16 protein-coding genes and 1 tRNA gene are annotated in these 16,586 nt (G+C 59.6%); 10 read left to right on the top strand and 7 right to left on the bottom strand.

The window, feature by feature from the left end; all coding sequences use genetic code 11:
• The first annotated feature begins 9 nt into the window (after positions 1-9).
• The 4 genes from K0U62_02365 to K0U62_02350 all read left to right on the top strand — a co-directional run bounded on the left by K0U62_02365 (position 10) and on the right by K0U62_02350 (position 3,783).
• Positions 10-750: an MBL fold metallo-hydrolase gene (locus K0U62_02365; protein MCH9800361.1), complete on the top strand. Its 741-nt coding sequence runs from the start codon at positions 10-12 to the stop codon at positions 748-750.
• Positions 751-768: 18 nt separating this feature from the next.
• Positions 769-1,509, top strand: coding sequence for a ribonuclease PH (gene rph, locus K0U62_02360; GenBank protein ID MCH9800360.1), 741 nt, complete (start codon positions 769-771; stop codon positions 1,507-1,509).
• Entirely contained in the window at positions 1,506-2,120 is a 615-nt protein-coding gene (locus K0U62_02355) for a non-canonical purine NTP pyrophosphatase (GenBank protein MCH9800359.1), read from the top strand. Before rph ends, K0U62_02355 begins: the two co-directional genes overlap by 4 nt.
• A 91-nt stretch (positions 2,121-2,211) precedes the next feature.
• Entirely contained in the window at positions 2,212-3,783 is a 1,572-nt protein-coding gene (locus tag K0U62_02350; protein MCH9800358.1) for a peptidoglycan-binding protein, read from the top strand.
• Positions 3,784-3,874: 91 nt separating this feature from the next.
• Here the strand turns inward: K0U62_02350 and K0U62_02345 are convergent, their stop codons facing one another.
• On the bottom strand, positions 3,875-4,222 hold the full coding sequence (locus tag K0U62_02345) for a DUF427 domain-containing protein (protein ID MCH9800357.1): 348 nt from the start codon (positions 4,220-4,222) through the stop codon (positions 3,875-3,877).
• A gap of 211 nt (positions 4,223-4,433) precedes the next feature.
• Between K0U62_02345 and K0U62_02340 the strand changes: the two genes are divergently transcribed.
• Positions 4,434-5,408: a YHYH protein gene (locus K0U62_02340; GenBank protein ID MCH9800356.1), complete on the top strand. Its 975-nt coding sequence runs from the start codon at positions 4,434-4,436 to the stop codon at positions 5,406-5,408.
• 28 nt (positions 5,409-5,436) lie between these two features.
• On the opposite strand, the gene K0U62_02335 is transcribed toward K0U62_02340, so the two are convergent.
• Positions 5,437-6,780 (bottom strand): aspartate aminotransferase family protein, encoded by a 1,344-nt coding sequence (locus tag K0U62_02335; protein MCH9800355.1) that lies wholly within the window; start codon positions 6,778-6,780, stop codon positions 5,437-5,439.
• 186 nt (positions 6,781-6,966) lie between these two features.
• Between K0U62_02335 and K0U62_02330 the strand changes: the two genes are divergently transcribed.
• From K0U62_02330 to K0U62_02320, 3 genes are all read left to right on the top strand, one after another.
• On the top strand, positions 6,967-7,812 hold the full coding sequence (locus K0U62_02330; GenBank protein ID MCH9800354.1) for a response regulator: 846 nt from the start codon (positions 6,967-6,969) through the stop codon (positions 7,810-7,812).
• An 85-nt stretch (positions 7,813-7,897) separates the two neighbouring features.
• On the top strand, positions 7,898-8,419 hold the full coding sequence (locus tag K0U62_02325) for an SRPBCC family protein (GenBank protein ID MCH9800353.1): 522 nt from the start codon (positions 7,898-7,900) through the stop codon (positions 8,417-8,419).
• A gap of 76 nt (positions 8,420-8,495) precedes the next feature.
• A complete protein-coding gene (locus tag K0U62_02320; protein ID MCH9800352.1) occupies positions 8,496-8,921 on the top strand; it encodes a rhodanese-like domain-containing protein in 426 nt (141 codons plus the stop codon).
• Here K0U62_02320 and K0U62_02315 read toward each other — a convergent pair.
• Together K0U62_02315 and K0U62_02310 are read right to left on the bottom strand one after the other, a co-directional pair.
• The gene (locus K0U62_02315) at positions 8,918-9,940 is read right to left on the bottom strand and encodes a zinc-binding dehydrogenase (GenBank protein ID MCH9800351.1); all 1,023 of its coding nucleotides are present in this window, start codon (positions 9,938-9,940) and stop codon (positions 8,918-8,920) included. The two genes, K0U62_02320 and K0U62_02315, sit on opposite strands and share 4 nt — an antisense overlap.
• Before the next feature lie 242 nt (positions 9,941-10,182).
• Positions 10,183-11,409, bottom strand: coding sequence for an FAD-binding oxidoreductase (locus K0U62_02310; protein ID MCH9800350.1), 1,227 nt, complete (start codon positions 11,407-11,409; stop codon positions 10,183-10,185).
• A 412-nt stretch (positions 11,410-11,821) separates the two neighbouring features.
• Between K0U62_02310 and K0U62_02305 the strand changes: the two genes are divergently transcribed.
• Complete coding sequence (locus K0U62_02305; GenBank protein MCH9800349.1) at positions 11,822-13,243, top strand: hypothetical protein; 1,422 nt, start codon at positions 11,822-11,824, stop codon at positions 13,241-13,243.
• Between the two features lie 426 nt (positions 13,244-13,669).
• On the opposite strand, the gene K0U62_02300 is transcribed toward K0U62_02305, so the two are convergent.
• Positions 13,670-14,812, bottom strand: a complete 1,143-nt coding sequence (locus tag K0U62_02300; GenBank protein ID MCH9800348.1) for a diguanylate cyclase — start codon at positions 14,810-14,812, stop codon at positions 13,670-13,672.
• 742 nt (positions 14,813-15,554) lie between these two features.
• Positions 15,555-15,636: transfer RNA gene (locus K0U62_02295), tRNA-Leu, on the bottom strand.
• 116 nt (positions 15,637-15,752) lie between these two features.
• On the opposite strand from K0U62_02295, the gene K0U62_02290 reads away from it, so the two are divergent.
• Entirely contained in the window at positions 15,753-15,914 is a 162-nt protein-coding gene (locus tag K0U62_02290) for a hypothetical protein (GenBank protein MCH9800347.1), read from the top strand.
• Positions 15,915-16,007: 93 nt separating this feature from the next.
• On the opposite strand, the gene K0U62_02285 is transcribed toward K0U62_02290, so the two are convergent.
• Positions 16,008-16,298, bottom strand: coding sequence for a hypothetical protein (locus tag K0U62_02285; GenBank protein ID MCH9800346.1), 291 nt, complete (start codon positions 16,296-16,298; stop codon positions 16,008-16,010).
• Positions 16,299-16,586: the final 288 nt, after the last annotated feature.

The following is a 16,586-nucleotide window of genomic DNA, read 5'->3' as shown; positions in this document are numbered from 1 at the left end:
GGTCGGGTCGTGCAACTCACCGTCGTCGGCTGTTCCGGGTCCTTTCCCGGTCCGGATTCCCCAGCCTCCTGCTATTTGCTGGAGCACGAGGGGTCGCGGATTCTGCTGGACATGGGGAATGGCTCGTTGGGGGCGCTGCAGCGCTACGCGGACATCTACCGGATTGATGCGGTGGTGCTGAGCCACTTACACGTTGATCACTTCATCGACCTGTGCTCGTACTACGTCGCACTTCGCTACCGACCAGGCGGGCTGGAGCAGCGGATTCCGGTGTGGGGACCGACCGATACCGAGGCCCGGTTGGCTACGGCCTACGGCTTGGCGGCCAGTACTGAAATCACCTACGGCTTTGATGTGCGCCAGATTGAACGCAGTTTCGCTATCGGGCCCTTTCAGATCACCACCGCTCCGATGCGCCACCCGGTGGAAGCTCGGGCAATCCGAGTCGACGCAGGTGGCCGTTCGCTGACCTACTCCGGTGATACCGGACCCACGCCGCAACTGTCTGAGTTGGCGCAAGGCAGTGATCTGGCGTTGTTTGAAGCATCGTTCCTTTCGACAGCGGACAACCCGCCTGATCTGCATCTCACCGCCCAGCAGGCTGCCGAGCACGCTGCAGCCGCTGACTGTGGGCAACTCCTGCTGACGCACTTGGTGCCATGGAATGATTCAGCGGAAACCTTGGCGGAGGCGCAGGCAGTCTTTCCGGAAGCCCGACTGGCCAGCCCCGGTCTCACCGTTGCCGTGTAGTCGTCCTACGGTTGAGCCATGGCGAGATCAGATGGACGAGCAGTCGATGAGTTGCGTGCGGTCACCTTCGAGCGCGGTTGGCTAGACAATGCCGAAGGGTCAACGCTGGTGTCCTTCGGCCGCACCCGGGTGTTATGTGCGGCTAGTTTCGTGCCGGGAGTTCCGCGTTGGCGCAAGGACTCCGGCCTGGGTTGGGTGACTGCAGAGTACGCGATGCTGCCTCGCGCGACGGACACTCGGAATCAGCGGGAGTCGGTGCGTGGCAAGATCGGCGGTCGCACCCACGAGATCTCCCGATTGATCGGACGTTCGCTGCGGGCAGTTATCGATTACAAAGCACTCGGGGAGAACACCATCCACATCGATTGCGATGTGTTGCAGGCGGATGGCGGCACCCGTACGGCGGCCATTACCGGAGCCTTCATTGGGCTTGCCGACGCGATCACTTGGGCCAAGGAACAGGGGCACGTCACGTCGAGCGCCGACGTGCTCTTTGACACGGTGGCAGCGATTTCGGTGGGGATTGTGGCTGGCGAGCCACGGCTGGATCTGCACTACGACGACGATTCAGCCGCTGATACTGACATGAACGTGGTCATGACAGGCTCCGGTCGCTTCATTGAAGTTCAGGGCACCGCTGAGCAGGAACCTTTCTCGCGGGACGAACTGAATGAGTTACTCGATCTGGCGGCTGGCGGCTGCGATCGATTAGCTGCCATGCAGCAAGCGGCGCTTGCAGTAACAGGGCAACGAGGATGACTACCCAGGTAGTGCTGGCTTCGCGCAACGCTAAGAAGGTGGTAGAACTGCGGCGCATCCTGGCTGGCAGTGGTCTCGACGTGGAGGTGCTCGGGGCGGAAACGTATGCCGACTTGCCTGAAATTCTCGAGACGGGTGAGACTTTTCTGGCTAACTCACAGATCAAGTCAGAAGCGGTAGCACGGCATACCGGCAGGATCGCGATCGCGGACGACTCCGGCTTGACGGTGGATTTCCTCAATGGAATGCCGGGGGTGTTGTCTGCTCGTTGGGCTGGTCCGCATGCAACTGATGATGACAACCTCGATCTCGTGTTGGCGCAAATCAACGATGTCGCCAGCGACCGACGGGGCGGTGCGTTTAGGTGTGCAGCAACAGCCGCCCGCATCGATGAACACGGTCGTGCGCATTTCCTAGCAGCGGAGTCCTATGTGCGAGGTCAGTTGTTGCGGGAACGCCGCGGTAGCAATGGTTTTGGCTATGACCCGATCTTCATGCCTGACGGTTTTGAGATGACGACCGCGGAAATGTCGGCGGCAGAGAAAGACGCCATCAGCCACCGAGGCAAGGCGCTATCGGGTCTTGCCGTGCAGCTGAAAGCGTGGGTGTAGCGGCTCGGGCAGCGCTACCTTCACGCCACCCCGTCCGGATAGCGGCGCGCGCCCCCGGAAATCATAGGTACTCATTGCCGGGGGGCTTACCGTGAAGATCACGTTTATCGGGAGATTGTTCGCAGTTGGGGTGGAGATGAAACGGGTAGTCCTTGGCGTTGGGTCGGTGACAGTTGCATTGGGCTTTGCCTTACTTGCTAGCCCAGGAAGCAGTGTGGCCGAAAACGCGGCTGAGTCGTCGCAGGAGTTGGCTGGCTACAGCGGCTACGACGAGCTGGGGGAGTTGGCGAGCCGGACGCAACGCCCCAAGGAGGGCCGCCCGACTGGCGTAATTTCAGGCAAGAGCGATTCCGCACTTCGAGTGCGTGGCGCCACGGTTTCCAAAAAGCTGCGTCGCCAGGCAGGTAAGGCGTTGCGCAGGAGCAAGATCGTGAAGGGTCGTTACCCGAAGGGCTCGATGCCCCGGGATCCTTATATTCCGCAGACCGCCTGCTACGCCAACGAGTTGCCCGGCGTTGCCGCGTTCCGCGACATGCTGTTGCAGACCTTCCCCCGACCGGCGGAAACCTTGCAGAGCTACAACATCAATCGAGGCTGTAATACGCCAGGAATCAGCGAACATGAGGAAGGGCGAGCGCTAGATTTCGAAGCAGAAGTCAGCGACCCGGTCCAGTACGCACAGGCGAAGAAACTCTTGCGCTATCTGACGAAGCGCAATGGCTATCACGCCCGCCGCTGGGGGATCATGTACATCATTTACAACAAACAGTTGTGGGCCCAGTACAAGCCCTACTGGCGGCAGATGTCAGATCGCGGCAATCGCGTTGACAACCATATGGACCATATCCACTTCACCTTTACCTGGAATGGTTCGGTCCAGAAGTCCAGCTATTGGACCGGTAAAGTGCGCCGGGTCGATCGCGGCCCATGCGTGAAAGTGCGTTCCCATTTCGCGCCGCTGCAGCTGAAGAAGCGGGTGAACAAACCGCGGCGTAAGTCTTGCCGCTCGCCGCGTTCGATCGGCAGGGATTGGCGCTACTCATCCTCGGTGATGTACTGGCAGGGTGGCGAGCGCGTGGAATGGCTCCAGCAATACCTGTCCGAAAATGGTGGTCACTATCAGGGGTCCGTCGATGGGGCGTTTGGTCGCGGCACGTTCGCAGCAGTGGAGTCGTGGCAGCGCGCCAATCGGGTGCCGCGAACCGGAGTCTGGGACCCGATATCGCAGCACACCTCACAACGAGTTGTGCTGAAGCGGCAGCCGACGGTCGTCACTGGTTGGCCGACTGCGCCGTCGTCAGTTGCTGCCGGTCAGATTATTCCGTTCAGCGTGGCGGTGACAACTGACGGCAGTCGAACCCGCACGGTGGCGCTGCAGCAACGGCCAACGGGTTCCGCGGTGCCGTGGACCACGGTCGCCACCGGGACCACTGACGCCGACGGTAACTTCACTGGAGCGGTGAATGGCCTGCTGGGGACTTGGAAGTATCGCCTAGTGGTGGCCTCGACCAGTGTTCTGGCAGAGGCGGAAACTCAACGGTGGACAGTGTCCGGTATCGCGGCTACCCCGACTCCAGTTGTTACCCCGACTACAGTTGTTACTCCGACTCCAGTTGTTACCCCGACTCCAGCACCCACGTTGACGACGACCGCGACGCCGTAGTCACCGGTAACTGAGACTCCCACATCGACGGCGACATCGACGAGCGAGTATCCGGCTGACCAGTGGCGGCTGCGGACTGCGGCGAAGCCAGTCAGGCTTGGCTGCGCCCGATGACTTTGTCGAGCAGGCTTTCGGGCTGGCTTACCGGTGCTGTGGCCTCGCCCTGAATGTCGACGTCCTTCCAGAACGCTACGTGACCTTTGATCTCTGCTGCCGCGGGCTTGGGATCGCGGTAAACCCAGGCGGCTTCACGATTTGTTTCGCCATCAACCACAAGGTCGAAGTAGGACGCTTGTCCTTTCCACGGGCACACCGTGGTGGCATCGCTGTCGACGAAGAACTCCTCCTGGAGTGATTCGGGTGGGAAGTAGTGGGTTCCTTCTAGCTGCACCGTGTCTTCGGATTCTGCGATGACGCGATCACGCCAAATTGCCTTCATGGGGCTTGGACCTCCTAGAGCGTAGGACTACACAGCGTTGAGTGCTGCGTACCTTGTGTCAGTGTGAACGTTGATCGCCGTGGCCGCATTCCCGTCGCACGGCCGTAGGCGTAGGCGTAGGCGATGATGGCAGCACTCCTAGGTTCGGTGGCACCTCACGACGAGAAGATAATGAATAGCCACCCGAGATGCCGCTGGCTAGGGTGACGCCATGCGGGATTACAGCAAAACGCTAGTCATTCTCGCTGCTGCGTGTGCGCTGGGGGTGGCTGGTTGCACTGGTGACACTGACTCTGCCACGGACGAAGACACGGCCTCGCCGACCACCTCAGCCGCAGCCGAGTCAGAGGTCGACGCTGAGGCGATTCCGATTGGCGACGGCAAGATTTCCGATGAGCCCAAGAAAGGCTTTGTCATGTCCTGCGCCGACACATTCCCGGGGGGTGGGGCGCAGGCCAGCGGCGATTGGATATCCGGAGATACCTGGAATATGTCCAAGAAGCCGGAAGTCGAAGGGTCAGTCAAATGGCAGGATGCTGAACTCAAGATCAAGGTCTCCGACAATAGGCGGGTGATCACCGGCAACGGCCTGCCGGACCAGCCCACCGGCGTTTTTCCAGTGCGAGAATCTGACCCGGCTTACCAGTACGACCGCAACCCCAACTCGATTCAAGAGCAAGAGGTGAGTTGGGAACTTCCTGCCGAACCCACGGTGGCCGACGAGCCCAGTTGCGTACCCATGAACACCATTGGCATCGCGCTAGATGGTGCGGCCATCTTCAACGCCCTCGATGCCGAGGGTCGAGATGCCGGTGCCCACGAGATTTTGGACTCGTGCTGGGGTCACCCGGAAATGGATGGCACCTATCACCATCACACCAACCCCAGTTGCTTGGACGACGGCACCTCGGGTGAACATTCCCCATTACTTGGCTACCTGCTAGATGGCTTCGGGATTTACGGACTGCTGGGGGAGGACGGTCAACAACTCACGAACGCCGAGTTGGACAAGTGCCACGGCCACACTCATGAGGTGGATTGGGACGGTGAGCAGCAGAGCATCTACCACTACCACATGACCTACGAATACCCATACACCGCTGGTTGCTTCAAGGGTGAACCGGAAGAAGTAGCGAGCAGTGGCGGTCAGGGTGGTCCTCCTGGTGGTGGACCACCACCAGGCTAAGCGGTTTGTGGCGCACCAGTCGGTCGCACTAGTTCAGTTGCGACAACAAAGCGGTTGCCAACGCGGCTGGGTCGGTGCGCCAGTTGACGAATGCGCCACGCAAGACCGGACGAGATTGCCAGGTGGCCGGACTGAGGAAGCCGGCTCCTGACTTTGCTAGCCGTTCACCGGCCGCGTGGATATCGGTGCTGGTTGACGACAGCGTCACCACGTTGAGTCTCACCGGGGCGGCTAGTTGGAGTCGGCCATCGGCAGTGACTTGTTGGGCAAACGTGCTGGCAGCGGCCACGCTCTCCTGGATCATGCCACTGATGCCAGCGCGACCGTAGGCCTGCAGGCTCAGCCAGATCGGTAGTGCTCGTAGCCGGCGGCTGTTGTCCAACCCCAAATCCATCGGTTGCGGCTCATTTGCCAGATACGAGCCGACGTTGCCGAAGATCTCGGGCAACACGGCGGCGTTGCGTATCAGCGCCAGGCCACTGTCGTAGGGGACGTTCAACCACTTGTGCAGATCGACGGTGATGGAATCTGCCCGCTGCCACCGGGACAGTCGGGTGTCGTCGGGCAGTAGCGCGGCGAAACCGCCGAATGCGGCGTCCACATGCAGCCAGAAGTTGAACTCATCTCGTAGCGCCGCGATTTCGGCCAGGTCGTCGGTGTCTCCGGTGATCACGGTTCCGGCGTTGGCCACAACGATGACCGCCGAGTCTTGGTGCTTACTCAGTGTCGTCCGAAGCGCGGCGATGTCCACTGCTTCGCGATTCGGCAGGCAAGGAACGGGGACTAACTGTTGCCGCCCAATACCTAGAATGGCCATTGATTTGGCCACACTGGCGTGTGCGGTGCCGGATAGCACTGAGATGGGAACTGCGGCGCCCGATTGGGCAACATCTACACCAAAGCGATGGCCGGCCCACTGTCTCGCTGCGGCCAGGCCAACCGTCGTTGCGCTGGTGGCGCCCGCTGTCAGCGTGCCACCGAACTCGGCGGGCAGGCTCAACAGTTCTAACAACATCGATATGGTGCCGCTCTCCAGTTGACCGGCGGCACCGTCAGTCGCGAAGCCGGCGTTGGTGTCGAAGATCGGAGTCAGCCAGTCGCCCGCCAGCGCGGCCGGAGTCACGCCACCGGTGACATAGCCCGCGTAGTGCGGGCCAACACCACCGTTGAGGTTGGGTGCGATGTGATCTAGGAAGTCCGTGACGGCCTGTCGGGCACCCACGCCGCTGTCCGGCAGGTGCATAGTTGCTTCGGGTAACTGGGCGTCGGGTCGAGCGGCTGATCGACCCGCCAACTCAGCCCATTGCGAGGTTAGTTCCGAGGCCAAAACGTCTGCCAACTCCAGCAGCGGATCCTCGTGCGGAGTGGGCATGTGGCAACCCTAGCGCCGTAGTGGCGCCTATCGGTTTGATTCTTTACCGGGCGCCACTACCTAGTCAGAATTTCCATCGCCCACCTCCCACACTTGTCACTCAGTTGGACCTAGGCTCAACCCACGAGGGGCTACTGCCGATATCTCATCTCGAGGTATTTGTTCCCGACAGCCCCGGGAGGGGTCATGACGCCCACGCGGATCTTGGTGATCGACACCGACCCTGCTGTCCGCGCCGTGGTGCGTGACGTCCTTACTGCCGCCATGCTCTGTGAGGTCGTCGAAGCGGCGGACGCCTTTACCGTAAACGCGGAACTGCAGCGGCAGCAGCCGGACCTAGTCGTGGTGGATGCGCAACTACCGGACTTGTCCGAAGTCTGCTGGGTCGTCAAACAGTTGCGGGTGGTGAGCGGCGAGATTCCGGTTCTGGCGATCACGCTGGCGGAGTTTGCGGAGGTTCCAGATCCAGTACTCGCTGGCGTGGGGGTGCAGCGAACGCTTCCCAAAGCATTCACGGCTGATTCGCTACTTGCTGCGGTCCATGACTTGCTAAATCTGGAAACACCACCGCCGATCGATCTGACCTGGCCGGAGGTTGGCGATCCGGCTGACGCGGGCAGTTTGGGGCGAGTGGGTAAGCCGGGCAAGCGAGTGCTTGTGGTTGAAGACGATGTCACCACCCTGAACCTGCTGACCGACATCTTGTATTTCGCTGGCTATGACGTGATCACGGCCTCGGATGGACAGGCCGGACTGGTGCGAGCCGAACGTGACGATCCAGACCTAGTGATTTTGGATCACATGATGCCGGGTATGCACGGGATTGCGGTGTTGCAACAGCTTCGGCGACAGGGTTCTCGACTACCCATCATCATGTTGACGGCTCACGGTGACGCCAAGATGATCCGTGACGAAAAACTGACTTGGTCTGGTTGGAAAGCCGGCGCTTCCCTGTTCATTGAGAAACCCTTCGACGGTGAGACATTGCTGCACTGGGTGGGAGAACTGATCACCACCCGGACTCGTTGGTGAATCGGCTAGCGCTGGAGCAGCAACAACGAAGGGTGCTCAATGAGCCTGGTGGTTTGAGGCACGGGGCACCGGGTAGAACTCGATCATGGTGAGCGATTCAAGGCTTCGAATCAGCAGGTTCTCCCGGGGACGGCTGGGTCCGCCAATCTCGGAAAGTCTGATCATCTCAGCACCAGCAGAAGCGATCTACGAACTGGTTGCCGACGTCTCTCGAATGGGGGAATGGTCACCGGAGGCCACCGGTGCTCGGGGAGTGTCGGGTCCGCTGCACGTAGGAGACCGGTTCACCGGGACCAATCGGCGAGGTCAGGTTGGTTGGTTCACTTTCAATACCGTCCGAATCGCCACGCCGGGCCAGGCCTTTGAGTTCGATACTGACTTTGGTCCGCTCCCGATCTCTCGCTGGCGATATGACTTCGGAACCCGAGCCGACGGCACCACGCGAGTCACTGAGACTTGGTGGGATCGCCGCAACGGCCTGCTGGGCCTGCCCATCCGAGCCGTGGGGCAGTTACTGATTCCGGGGGACCGGGCGACCCATAACCGTAAGAACATACGGACTACGCTGCAGCGGCTGCGTGATGTGGCCGAAGGCCAGCATGACTAACCCCGCAAGCATCGACTGGCTGCGGCAGATTTCGATTGCGGGTTAGAGTCTGAGCATGGGATATCTGGTGCCAAGAATGAGTCGTGGCGTTGCAGTGGTAGTTGTGCTGCTGGGGGCTTCGCTGGCACTGCTATTAGTTGGCTGCTCTAGTTCGGATAATCCTGGAGCCGATGGACCGGCTGACACTGGGGCAGTTCAGGCAGTCGACACGCAAGAGTTTGCCGCTGTAGTTGATTCCGGTGCGGCGGTGATCGACGTTCGCGCTCCGGAGGAGTTTGCTGCTGGTCATATCGAAGGAGCCGTCAATATTGACGTGAACGGCCCAGACTTCGACCAACGAATTTCAGAGTTAGATACCAGCGAGACCTATGCGGTGTATTGCCGGTCTGGCAATAGATCGGCGGTGGCCACGCAACTCATGGCTCAGCAAGGGTTCACCTCGGTATATGACCTCAGCGGCGGCATCATCGCCTGGGAGGATGCTGGCCTACTGGTGGTCTAGTTTCCGTTCTGCACTTCGATCACTGGCTTACCCGACGACTCGCCAGATGCCATCGCGGCGAGCAGGTTGGGCGCCTCGTCCAGTGAGCCAACCACAAACCGTGGGGTAACGAGTTCGCCTTGGGAAACCAGTTCAACTAGGTCTACCAGGGTGGCGGCCATCCAGCGCAAATCAGCCGTAGTTCCGGTGTCATAGGCAGCGCCGAGAGCCAACTCGACCAGGGTGGGGGCAGTGGTGAAGGGTGGCACGCCCCAGTCGGGTCGTGAGACCGAGGCGAGTCGCCCACCGTAGCCGAGGAGGAGGCCAGCGCTGCGGCTGGACTCAGCGCCAACTAGATCGAGGATCACATCGAAACGTCGGTTGGCCAGTACCTCAGTAAGCGGACCTTGGGTGTAGTCAAGGGCTTCATCAGCACCCAAGTGAACTGCCCGATCAAGGTCGGCTGGCCCCACCAGTGCAGTGATCTCCCCACGGCGTGGTGCGCGGCTGGAGCCGCCGGTCAGTCGCTGGGCCACCAGTTGGGTAGCAAAAGTGCCGACTGCGCCTGCTGCACCGATGATCAGGATTTGATCGTCTGCCGTCACGTGAGTTCGTTCGACGGCTTGGGCTGCGGTGAGACCAGCACAGGGTATGGTCGCCGCGGCCAACACGTTCGTCGTCGTCGGGATTCGTGCCGTGGCTGCGGCGGTCACCAGCGACGTTTGCGCCAGGCCACCATTGCGAGGAAGGCTTTGGTGCACGATCGCTAGCCGCCCGAGGTCGGTGGTGTCGCCATCGGGGCCTATTGCGGTGATGATTCCGACGATGTCTTGTCCCAGGACATGTGGCCAGGACCAACTAGGTAGACCAGTTCGGGCCGTTTTCCAGTCCACCGGATTCAGTCCACAAGCAAGTACCTGCACCCGGAGCTCGCCCTGACGTGGGCTGGGGACCTCAATGGTGCCCGGCACCATGGTTTCCGGGGTCCCGGGCCGGTGCAGCAGCATCGCGTTGGCAGTGTCCCGATTGGGTTGTGACACGATCGCTCCGGTTGTTCTCAGCCTGTGGTGCGCACCACCCTATTGGCGCTGGACTGTGGATACCAGGTCGCCCTACCTTCGTAGCCCGATGCCGAGTTTCATGAATGCACGCAGTGCTGCCAGAGGCGTTACTGCGGTTGCCTGGTACTAGCTCAACGCAAATCGGTCAGGGTGGTTGGGCTGCTCTTGTCCACCCGGCAGCTGCGGTCGTGATCCGACGTCGTTCGCTTCGCCACCTGTTTTCATTCGAGTGGGTAGTAGCAGCGAAATAGATTGTCGGGGTCAATCCGTTGTTTGATCGCTGCGAGTCGCGGCAGGTTGTCGCCGAAAGCGGCAGCAACGAACTGTGCGACATCAGGCTGGCTTGGGTGTGCCTCGACGATGTAGCCACCCGAGGAGTCTGGTTGTAGTTGTTGAGTTGTCTCGCTGACCCAATCCCGGCACTGTTGCTCGGCATCTGGTTCGGTCCACATGCCACCCACGACTAGGCTCCACTGAGCGTCCCGGTTCCAAAACGGTGTCGCCGCTCGAGGGGTCGCGGCTATCTGACCTCCCATCTGTTCAAAGTCGATACGAACCGGAGTGGTTGCACGAGCCATCGCTTGATTCAACACGTCGGCAACCCGAGATAAGTCCGCTGCCGGGCCCAGCAGTGGGCACCGTTCATAGGTTGGCACCGGACCCGGAGGCGGTGCTGACGCACCGGGGAAGTCGTACTCGGGTGAATCACGGTAGGGGGCAATCACGTGGTCACTGGCCGATACCTGGCTGGTGATGCCGGCAATGAACCCATCGGCAGTCGTTTGGCTAGCCTGCACTTGCTCGTCACTACCGCAGACACTGATGTAGGCCAATAGTTCTGCCGGCTGATCGGGTGCCTTGCTGCACAGCAGCGACACGTCCACATTGTCGGCGACCGTCTCGGCGTGGTTGAGCGCATCACCCAGACAGTCGGCGGGAAGCACGTAGCGATGAAAACCCATCAGCGGCACTCGATGAGTGCGGAACTTCGCTCGGGTTACCACCCCGAAATTCGGGGCAGCGCCCTTCACCGCCCACCACAAGTCGCTATCTGAGGCCTCGTCGTTGAGGACAACCTGATCGCCATTCGGCAGTACCATCGCCACTTCAACAAGATGGTCCATAGTGAGGCCGTAGCGGCGACATAGCCAACCGATGCCGCCCTGTAGCGCCAACCCCATGCCAGGTCCTGCAGCTGCCCCCACCGGAACCACCAGATCAGCCTCGCCACCAGCGGCGAGCAGCATCCCCATCGTCGCGCCACCGCCGGCGACTACCCGATCGCCGCTCAGTTCCGCGTGCTTGAAGTGCGCGGACAAGTCGATCACGACCGCGTCGTCGGCGGAACTGAAGTCGCCGTGACCACCACCGCGGGCGACCACCGGCGCGCCGGAGTCGGTGGCCCACGTCAGAACAGTGGCGATGTCGGCGGCGCTTTCCGGTGCCACCACTGCTCCGGGCGTTCGTGCTGCAGTTGGCCCGAGAAAGTAGGTTTGCCGGTAGTGGTCGAAGTCTGTATCGCCGGGTAGCAGCACTGCACCCTGCAAACGGTTTTTTAGCGACTTAAGGTTCATGACTCGCTTTCGGTTATATCTTGCTCATCATGCCGACCAATCCCGGTTGATGCGGTGCGAATGGATTTGCGGTGGCTCGGGCATGCCTTGCCAGCGTTCCGGTGGCCATAGTGGGCGCGGGGGTGGGTAGCGGGACTTCTAGGCTCCTCTTCTGCGTTGTCACCCGCTCGCAAGTCAGTATTGGGTTCAGCATTGGGTATTGACGCAGTCGGTTGATCGGGTTCCACCAAATGCTGGCGGGCTCCGTCAACAGGTGAGTTCGCGCCCGGTCAGATACCGTCTGGGAATGACCCATGGTGTACCCAAAATTGATTCCGATTCCGCACCCTTCAGGTATCCCATATTTGCGCTCCTCATCGCGGCACTAGTTCTCGTGCCAGTGAGCGGAAATGCGATCGCTGCTCCCGAGCAAGCGGCAGAGACGACTGCCAAGAATCAGCAGACGGCGAAGCCTGGCCAGACCAAGAAGACCAAAAACTTCAATAACAAACTTCGGTCTACCACCGGAATGTGGCTACGTGCGGTGCCTGATCCTGCAAATGGCCCACTGCGGGTAGCTTCGTGGACGAACTATGAGATTGTGGCGCCCAATCCGATGTATCCCGCAAGCGGGAACCCGATGTGTGGCGATGGCTTTGCGGATTCGTCGGGCTACTGGGCTCCTGGCGGCGTGGTAAAGCCGTGGCCCGGTGGCGGAGACGAAATCGCCTTTTTCAAAAATGAATGCCAACAATCGCCCGAAAATGGCGGCTCACCCAAGTATGGCGCTCCGTTCAGTGACTACGCCCAGGTAGGCATGACCGCGCCCGGAAACAAAAATTTTGCAGTGGGCACCTACTACCCCACTGATTCAAACTCCTTGGACAGGCGAGCGGCGTGGAATGGGTCGGACTATGAGTACCCGTCGGGAGGTAGTAGCCCGACTCAAAATACTTCCGGCAGGGGCTGTCATGCCGGCGAAAACCAGATAGATCAAATTGATGCTCGGCCGAACAACGATCCCAACCAACAATCCCTGCTGGAGGATTACGAATGTCAATGCAACACCGGTCTCTCGGGGGACAACTGGAGTGCCTGGGTCGATTGGTGGCTGGCGTACGCCTACGAACCAAATCAGCCGAATACGGGTAACTACTGGTTCGCCGACAATGATCCAGCTGCCGGCTTCGGTACCAACAACCTGGGCAAGGCGCCGAACTACGCCGTGGACTATTCAGCCTGCTGGATGAGCAAGAAGGACGACATGATCAAGTTGCAGCAGGCGTTATGGCTGCGCCGAGCTAGTTGGTGGAACGGGCTGCAGCCGTTCGTCGGTGCCGATACTTACACTCAAGGCCCCGATAGCGCAAAGAACCAAAAAATGTTTTGGGGCTGGAACGAAATCCCCGTTAAGAAGAAGATCGACGAACCCAAGAACTGGGGAGCGATGGTGATCAAACTCCCACCCGGGGTCAAGAAACTCAGTGGGATGAGCACCTTTTCGTTGAAGGTTCTGCGAAACACCCTCAAGAGCGTTATGACCGAGATGGGGGTGCCTTACAACAGCAAGAAGAAGTCTAAGGTTGTTCTGCTCACTGACGTTCGCGCCGATACCACTACCTGGGTTCGCAAGTACAAATGCCAGGGGTTCAAGTTCAACAAGAACCTAAAGATCGAGTTCCAGAAGAAGACTAAGAAAAAGAATGGGTACTGCTACGTCCGCAACTAGGTTCGTCGCCGCCAAGATGATCTTCGGGTTCGCTGAACTTTCCAGTGGGGGCCATCACTGGTGTTGTGTCGCAGGGTCCAGCGGTGAAGATCTACTTGTCGGTGATGCGCCCAACGCAGTAGGGCCATGTCATCTATGTCGGTGTTGCCGCCCTGTGCCCACTCGGTGACGTGGTGTGTTTGGCAGGCGTCGGCGTTCATATTGCAGCCGGGGATTACACAGCCACGATCTCTGATGGCCATCGCTCTTCGTTGAGCAGTGGTCGCGAGTCGAATAGTGCGGCCCATTGCCAGTGGCTCTAGCGAAGTCTCACTCAGCAGGTCACCAACCGGAGACTCGGTTGCGACGATAGTTCCGGCTAGATCTGCGCAGCACGGCCGGAATGTGGACCCTGCCCATGCTCGCGACCCTGTGGAGGCTGACCGACTAGCGCTGTCGGCGAAACACACTCCACCCATCTAGGCGGCAGCCACCCCGGACATTAGTTGGTTCCACTAGTAACCATGAGTCGATCCCCCCCGCTCGCTTGGCTGCCATAAGAGCAGCGTCGCCTCGGTGGATCAACTCAGAAGGCTGAACGTGACTCGTGGTCGTAGTCATTCCGACGCTCATAGTCACTGCCAGCGCCCCAACATTGGTCACCAGAGGTCTTCGCGTCAACTCTATCGTCCGGTCGGCGATGACCTTCGCCGATGCGGCATCGGGAGTCTCGAGGATGAGTACAAACTCATCGCCACCAAGTCGAGCAGCCACACCTTCCCTCAGGGAGTGAGCCAAGCGGTTGGCAGTGATGGTGAGAACTTGATCACCCACGGCATGCCCGTAGGTGTCGTTCACGCTTTTGAATTGATCAAGATCGCATACCAGGACCGACACGGTCGACACTTCCGCTAGTTGCTGGTTCCTCCTGTCCAATGCTCGTTGGATCATGGGAGCAATCTGACGTCGCCCTACCAGCCCGGTCAGGGCATCGTGATCTCGCTCGTACTCGACTCGGGCAAGAAATCGAGCGGCGGAGACAGCACGCTCCTGGCTTTCACGTTCGAGTTCTGTGAGCTGGCGACTCGTTTCCTCTAGATCACGCTGAGCCGCTCGGCGGTCACTAGCCGCACGCTTATGGACTCGGCCGCGACGATCGTGATGCTCACCGAAACGCAGGTCGTCCTCTTGATCCAATGTTTCTGATTGCCTGTCTGATTGCTCACGCTGACGGTCACGCTTATCAGCGAGCGAGTCAGCAGTATCAGCTAACAAGACGTAGTTCAGGTAAGCAGCCACCTTTTCGTTATCGTCAGGTAACTGTCGGAGCGCAGCTACCGCCAACTCGCGGCCAGTTCGAGCCGCCTGCCGATCCTGCGCTGCGAGTTGCCGCTGTTCCGCGGCCGCGAGTCGGTCCTGACGATGCCGACTTGCGTTTGTCTCACGCTGAACCTTCGCCGAATGTTCAGAATGCTCACTGTGTGAAGCCAACAGTTTGGCCTGACGATCCCGTGCCGCAGCTCGACCATGGTTGTCATCCTCACCCACTGGGCCCGGGGGCAGATCGGTGATTCGGCCTTTGGTAGTCATTTCTTCTCCTCAACTCCCATTTACACGTGCCCTACCCCTGAGGGTATACGTGCCCTGCCCCTGAGGGTATACGTGCCTTACCCCTGAGGGTATACGTGCCCTGCCCCTGAGGGGATCGACCATTCAGGTGCGATAGTCAGATCACCGCGCATGGTGGACAGCTTCCCCGGCGAGCCGAGAATGTGCCACGACCTGGAACGGTCCGGATCGCGAACCCCACTCCCAACTCCAAAAACAGGCACCACCGGGAAGCCCCTGTTTCTAGCATCCTCCTGAACACCCCCTGTCAGAAGTGACCGCCCCTCAAGACGGCCCCTACCTCTCAAGCAGATAGCACCGTGGTTGCCAGTCAAAGGACGCTCGATCACCGATGCGAGGGAATCGCATGAACTGAATCGGCCTACTTGAAAGGGGGTGGGTGGGGCCACTCACCTTGCGAATCTGCGATGGGATGGGGCCAGCCCACCTTGACAAACTCACGTTTCGGAAGCCGTGAGCGAACGGTCAGATACAGCTCCCGATGTGCCCAGGCAGTATGCCCATTTACGGAGGTCGACCGGATGAAATCGCTGAGGGAATGACATCTAATCCGGTGACAGAGTCTGCGAAGTGAGAGAGCGGCGGTAGGTGACTGAGCTGGGGTCTGTTGGGTTGGAAGCGGGCCGGGGAGGTCTGCTGGGCAGAGGCGAGTGATTCTCGATGGTGATTCCGCGGGAGTTGTGGGCTACAGCCCACTTTGATGTGCGGGTGGAGAGACTTGAACTCTCACGTCCGAAGACACAGGAACCTAAATCCTGCGCGTCTGCCAATTCCGCCACACCCGCTGAGTCTGTACGGCGAGTTAAAGGTTACTAGATGAGTGGGTTGAAACTACTTCGGGCTTGATGGTTGTGAGAGATGAGCGCGCTGTTCTAGAGCCTCAGTCGAGGGCAGGAGAGCCATGATCATTCTGGCTCTGGCTATTCCTGTTGCCTTTGTTGGTTTCGTTGTCATGGCTATCAACAGTGAGGATTTGAGTGAAGCTGATCTAGCTGCGGTATCTGCGTTGTTAGGAGCCATAGTCAATGGGACTTACAGCAGCGTTAAAGACCAGGAACATTAGGGGATAGCCGTCATCTGTGGAATGCGGCGAGGCTTTACCCCAGCCCCTCGTCGCTCTCTAGGGCAAAGCCCTTTTGCGCTGGGTGTCCAGTCATCACTTCTTCTTAAGCTTCACCTTAGCCTTGTCGCCACGCTCCACCCATTCAGTAGACGCTGCGACCTGTACCTTGTAGTTGCCAGACTTCTTGGCCTTGACTGAAGCCTTAATCCAACCCTCAAAATCAGGCCGAGGATCAACGTCTTTCCACTTCTTCCAAGACTTCTTTTTGAACTTGCTGCGAATCTCGTACGTCGTCACAGGCTGGTCCGTGTCAGGGGCCTTCCACTTGACGTTGATCTTTTTCTTAGAAGTCTTGACGACATACTTGCCGTTTTTCTTGGACACTTCCTGCGTGGAATCGTCAGAGACAGTCGGCCGTTCTGGCTCGGCTACTTCATAGGCAGGGGGCTCTCCGGTGTTTTCCGCCTCCTCTTCTGCGTCCTCAACCGACTCAGGTTCTTCGTAGTACCCAACGCCAGTCAAAGGAACCTCAAAGTAGTCCTCATCAGCGTTGAAATACCCTTGAGGGGACCCCTTGGATCGGTCCGGGGTGTTTGAGAGTCACTTCCTGTGTGTGCAATGGGCCGCATAGATCGCCGGGGCTTGGTAGCCGAGCGCGCTGTGTGGCCTGTG

This window comes from Actinomycetes bacterium (assembly GCA_022599915.1).
Lineage (GTDB): Bacteria > Actinomycetota > Actinomycetes > S36-B12.
Note: the sequence above shows the minus strand (reverse complement) of the source record. Positions and strands in the feature narration are given on the sequence as shown.